The organism is Cupriavidus sp. 05N39 (assembly GCF_056397325.1).
The window spans coordinates 1-4239 of the sequence record NZ_JBFTNE010000207.1 but is presented as its reverse complement, the minus strand read 5'-3'; the positions used below and the strand labels follow the sequence as shown (position 1 = coordinate 4239).

At 60.4% G+C, this 4239-nt stretch carries 5 protein-coding genes and 1 pseudogene; 2 read left to right on the top strand and 4 right to left on the bottom strand.

Annotation, left to right across the window (positions count from 1 at the left end; genetic code table 11):
- Together AC1DN0_RS40455 and AC1DN0_RS40450 are read right to left on the bottom strand one after the other, a co-directional pair.
- Positions 1–303 (bottom strand): annotated as a pseudogene (locus AC1DN0_RS40455) (hypothetical protein); the annotation flags it as partial.
- A 225-nt stretch (positions 304–528) separates the two neighbouring features.
- Complete coding sequence (locus AC1DN0_RS40450) at positions 529–1119, bottom strand: response regulator (protein ID WP_477146569.1); 591 nt, start codon at positions 1117–1119, stop codon at positions 529–531.
- Positions 1120–1533: 414 nt separating this feature from the next.
- On the opposite strand from AC1DN0_RS40450, the gene AC1DN0_RS40445 reads away from it, so the two are divergent.
- Together AC1DN0_RS40445 and AC1DN0_RS40440 are read left to right on the top strand one after the other, a co-directional pair.
- On the top strand, positions 1534–2784 hold the full coding sequence (locus tag AC1DN0_RS40445; RefSeq protein WP_441637534.1) for a PAS domain-containing sensor histidine kinase: 1251 nt from the start codon (positions 1534–1536) through the stop codon (positions 2782–2784).
- A 95-nt stretch (positions 2785–2879) separates the two neighbouring features.
- On the top strand, positions 2880–3704 hold the full coding sequence (locus tag AC1DN0_RS40440) for an EAL domain-containing protein (RefSeq protein WP_441637532.1): 825 nt from the start codon (positions 2880–2882) through the stop codon (positions 3702–3704).
- Between the two features lie 58 nt (positions 3705–3762).
- Here the strand turns inward: AC1DN0_RS40440 and AC1DN0_RS40435 are convergent, their stop codons facing one another.
- The gene (locus tag AC1DN0_RS40435; protein ID WP_441637530.1) at positions 3763–3993 is read right to left on the bottom strand and encodes an IS66 family transposase; all 231 of its coding nucleotides are present in this window, start codon (positions 3991–3993) and stop codon (positions 3763–3765) included.
- Positions 3994–4029: 36 nt separating this feature from the next.
- Positions 4030–4239: IS66 family insertion sequence element accessory protein TnpB (gene tnpB, locus AC1DN0_RS40430; protein WP_477145865.1), on the bottom strand; the 210-nt coding region annotated here is incomplete at its 5' end.

Here is a 4239-nt window from a genome sequence, read left to right as displayed (position 1 = left end):
GAGATGACCGTTGCGGGTCCATTCGGCAAGCGGCAAATCCAGCCCCCGTTCGATGACGGCGCCGCCTAGCAGGGAGGTCAGTTGGTCCGCCTCCATCAATGTGCGCTCGACGTGCTGGCCGAGGGTATAGGCAAGCCGGTCGGCATCAGCCTGGATCCTGCGTAATTCGCTGCCTCTGTCCCATCCGGCCCAGAGCGCGAACCCCAGCCAGACCGACAATACGAGCATGAATGCCGAAATGCCCGGGGTGATGGTGCGCGCGGTGCCTTCCGCCGCTACCGGCCTATATATCTCCAGACCCATGAATCCTAGCCACCCAAAAAAGTAGGTACAGACAGCCGCTAGGTGCCGTCGACGGCGCGAGGGGTGCAACTGCCGGAGCACTATGAAGGCCGGTGCGCGGTTGCGTCTCTCACCAATACGTGCAAATATGATATCAACATACTTGAATATGTGCAAAAACGATATACAATGCACGCACGGATCCTGCGGGTGCATCGCATCCCGCAATCTACGGATAGGCAGGCTTTAGGCTGGGTTGGCGTCGCGCTGGTTTGTCACCAGCGATTGCAGCATTGATAGCGGAATAGGCTTGGGGAACACATGGATGCGCTTGGGAAGGCCGCCAAGATCGGCGATCGCGTGCTTGTCAAGCGACGTCACGACCACAACTTGCGACGTGGCACCTTCCGGCCGGGCGTCGAGTGTCCGGCACAGGCGAAAGCCGTCCATGCCAGGCATGACGAGGTCGAGGATGATCAGATCGGGATTTGACCTGCCAATCTGGAGTAGCGCGTCGTAGCCATTTGTGGCTTGGAGAATCTCAATGGGGGGCGTCAGGTTCGCTAGGGCGGCGGAATATATTTCCAGCAGGTGTTCGTCGTCCTCCACCAAAAGGACGCGAAACGCTCTTTTGTGGTGATCGGTGCTACGCCCGCTCGACTGATCCCGTTGGTCCGCCACGAGGCGGTCCACCACCTCGGCCGGTATGCGTCGATGACCCCCGTCGGTTTTCCATGCCGGGAGGCGTCCATTCGCAACCCAGAGTTGGATCGTGCGTAGCGAAACGCCAAGCTTTTCAGCGGTGGACTTGGTGGAATAGTAGCGCGRATCGGTCATCGGGTTCGTGTCATGTGACGCAACCGTTGTGCGAAGAGTTGTGCTTGAATCCCATTATTCTATAGAAAGGTGCGAAAACACAACTTATTGCCAGGAATAAACGCAAATATGATACTCCTTCGACAACTTGGGGGACGGTGCCAGGTTTCCTTCGGTGCACCGTACGTGGATAGCCGCCGATTCGCACCGTAAAGGCAACACTGTGTGGGAAGTGAACTTGGCAGTTGAAGTGCTGTTGATGTGTGTGCCGCAGCACCATACCTGCGTATCGCCCGGCGGCCGCGCCGCCTTGCTTCTTCGGTGCCTATGAACTTGCATTTTTACCGATCGGCTGCGACAGCAGCGGCAGGTTCCAGGAGCAAGCGGTCTTGGTCGGCGATCGCTCTACTCACTTGCCTCTGGGGCGCAGTGGCGTTGTGGCGCATTCTTGCAACCGTAGGTGACGGTGTTCGCGAATTCCTTTCCAATACCAGCCAGCGCTCGTTGACGATCATCGTGCTTTTCGGACTGGTTTCCTCCCTGCTGATCGTGCGCTTGCACCTCACACAGGCTCGGGTGATGCACGAACTCGTGGCTCTGGCCGAGCGCGAGGCAGTGATCAGCGACGGACTGAGGAGAAAGAAGGAACGGCTGCGCACGCTATTCCAGGCGATGCCCGACGGCGTCGCCGCACTTCGGCACGACCGGGTCATTGATGAAGCCAACGATGCTTTGTGTGAGATGCTGGCGGTATCGCTGAGCCAACTGCGCGGCGCCACGCCTCGCGAATTCGTCCAGTTGCTCTATCGCGGCCGGCAGCCTTCGCGGCATGGCTGCAGCGCCGCCGAACTGCTCGCTGAGTTGGACCGCCCCGGCGCCGCGACTGAATTTGCAGCGCTGGTCGAGTTCGACGGGCCCGACTCGCCAACCTACGAGGTTCGCCTGGTTCATGCCGTCGACGGAAATGGCACGGTGCTTGTGCTAAGAGACATGACCGATCGCATCCGGCGCGAACGGATGAAATCCCATTTCGTGTCCACAGTTGCGCACGAACTCAAGTCACCCATGGCCAGCGTTGCCGGCTACGCCGAGTTGCTGGCGGAAAACATGGTCCCGCAGGACAAGCGGCCACGCATCTACCAGGCGCTGCGCAGCCGCGCAGCACAGATCAACGGAATACTGTCTGACCTGCTTGACCTGGCACGTATCGAAGCGCGTAGCACGGGACAAGCCGAGATGCAGAAAGTCGACATGAACTCGCTCGCCCGTAGTGTGGTCGCCAACGCGTTCTCGGAAGAGCAGCGGATCCGGATAGTGGCAGCGCGTGAGCCGGTCATTGCAATGGGCGATCGGCAGCAGCTTGAACGCGCCATCCGCAATCTGATCGACAACGCCCTTAAGTATTCAGAACCGCAGAGCGCAGTCGAAGTCGCGATCGCCGCGGCTGATGCCGGCGACAAGGTCTCGATTTGCGTCCTTGACAAGGGTATCGGCATGACGCAGGAAGAAGCACACATGGCATTCAACTGTTTCTACCGGGCCGGCCGGCCTGGCGGACCAAGTGGCACGGGTCTTGGGCTGACCATCGTGCGGCAGATCGTACTGCAGCACTGCGGCGAGATTGTGCTGGATACCGAGCCCGGGCGCGGTACGTCAGTCACCCTTCATCTACCAGCGGCAGCGTGAGCAGCGGGCGTGGCGAAGCATCGGTCTTGGCAAGAATACTAAGGCGCACCCTAGCTGGCGGGTTCCGAGGCCATGGGGCACGGCTGCTGCAGGCATTGCAAAAGTCTTCTGCGACGGATGTGCGCCGGGGCCTGCGAAATGGTGAGTTCATTCCGTACTATCAGCCGGTGATCGACCTTGAATTGGGGGCGTGCCTTGGCGTCGAAGTGCTGACCCGCTGGCGGCATCCGCGTCGCGGCCTGCTCGAGCCGGGCGCCTTCATCTCCGTTATCGAACAACGGCGGATGGCGGTGGCGCTGACGCGAACCCTAATCCCGCAGGTTGTGCGTGACCTGTCGCAACTGGCACTCCCGCCGACATTCCACGTGGCGTTCAACGTCACCGGCGAGCACTTCGCCGATCGTGCGTTTTGGGCCGACGACTCGCCTGTGTTCGATCTGCTAAGCGCCAACGTGACACCCCTACTCGAGATTACCGAACGCAATGCGATTGTGCTGAGCGAGCCCCAGCGCAGCGAAGTCGAGCGTGCAAAGGCGCGGGGGCTGAAGCTGGCAATCGACGACTTCGGCACGGGGTACTGCAGTCTCGCGTATTTCCAGACGTTCGATCTCGATGTCATCAAGCTTGACCAGAGTTACGTCCAAGCCGGGCCAGGAGATAGAGTAAGTACCAAGGTCATTGACGTGATGGTCGAGTTCGCGAGGGCGTTGGACCTGACGGTAATAGCCGAGGGCGTGGAAACCGAGGACCAGCGGGCTAGGCTTATTGCCAAGGGAATACGCCTTGCGCAGGGCTATCTCTTCGGCCGGCCGATGGAGCTTGCGTCCTTGCGCCCCTGGCTAGGCGAGCGTGTGCACGGCGTGCCGGTATCAAAAATCGGATACGGAACCACAAATGCCTTTGGGGATTCCGCACCCTAATATGCAAAGGAAGCCTCATGGGCCCTCGACCTGCAACGGTGCGCTTAAACCCGGGCATTCAGTATATGGCGGACCAACTGTGTATACAGCCTTGGTTATCCAAAGCGGACCGTTCGGAAGCGCGTTCGGAGCTGGCGCCGAAGTGCGCGCGGTTAAGCTGCGCGATCTGGTGCTTCAATATCTCCAGTTGCTCCCACAGCGCGCGGGCGACCCGATTCTGCTCCAGCGTGAGGGTACGTACCGCCTCGAGATCGGCTGGCAGGTCGGAGGGTGTCAGTACCGGAAGCATGGCGCCATGATGCGCCAGCGCCGGCAGGTTTACAAGTCACAAGATGCGCGTGGCGGCGACGGTGCAGTGGGGCCGAACCGCAGGGATCTCGATGCCCTCGAGCCAAGCGTTCAATTCGGCCAGCGTGAAGCCACGCTGGGCTAGCGTCGCCGGCGAAGGAAACCGGCCGCGCGAAAGCCGCTTGTACCACAACGCGAAGCCGGTGCGGTCCCAATACAGAATCTTGACCTTCGATCGATCGCGGCC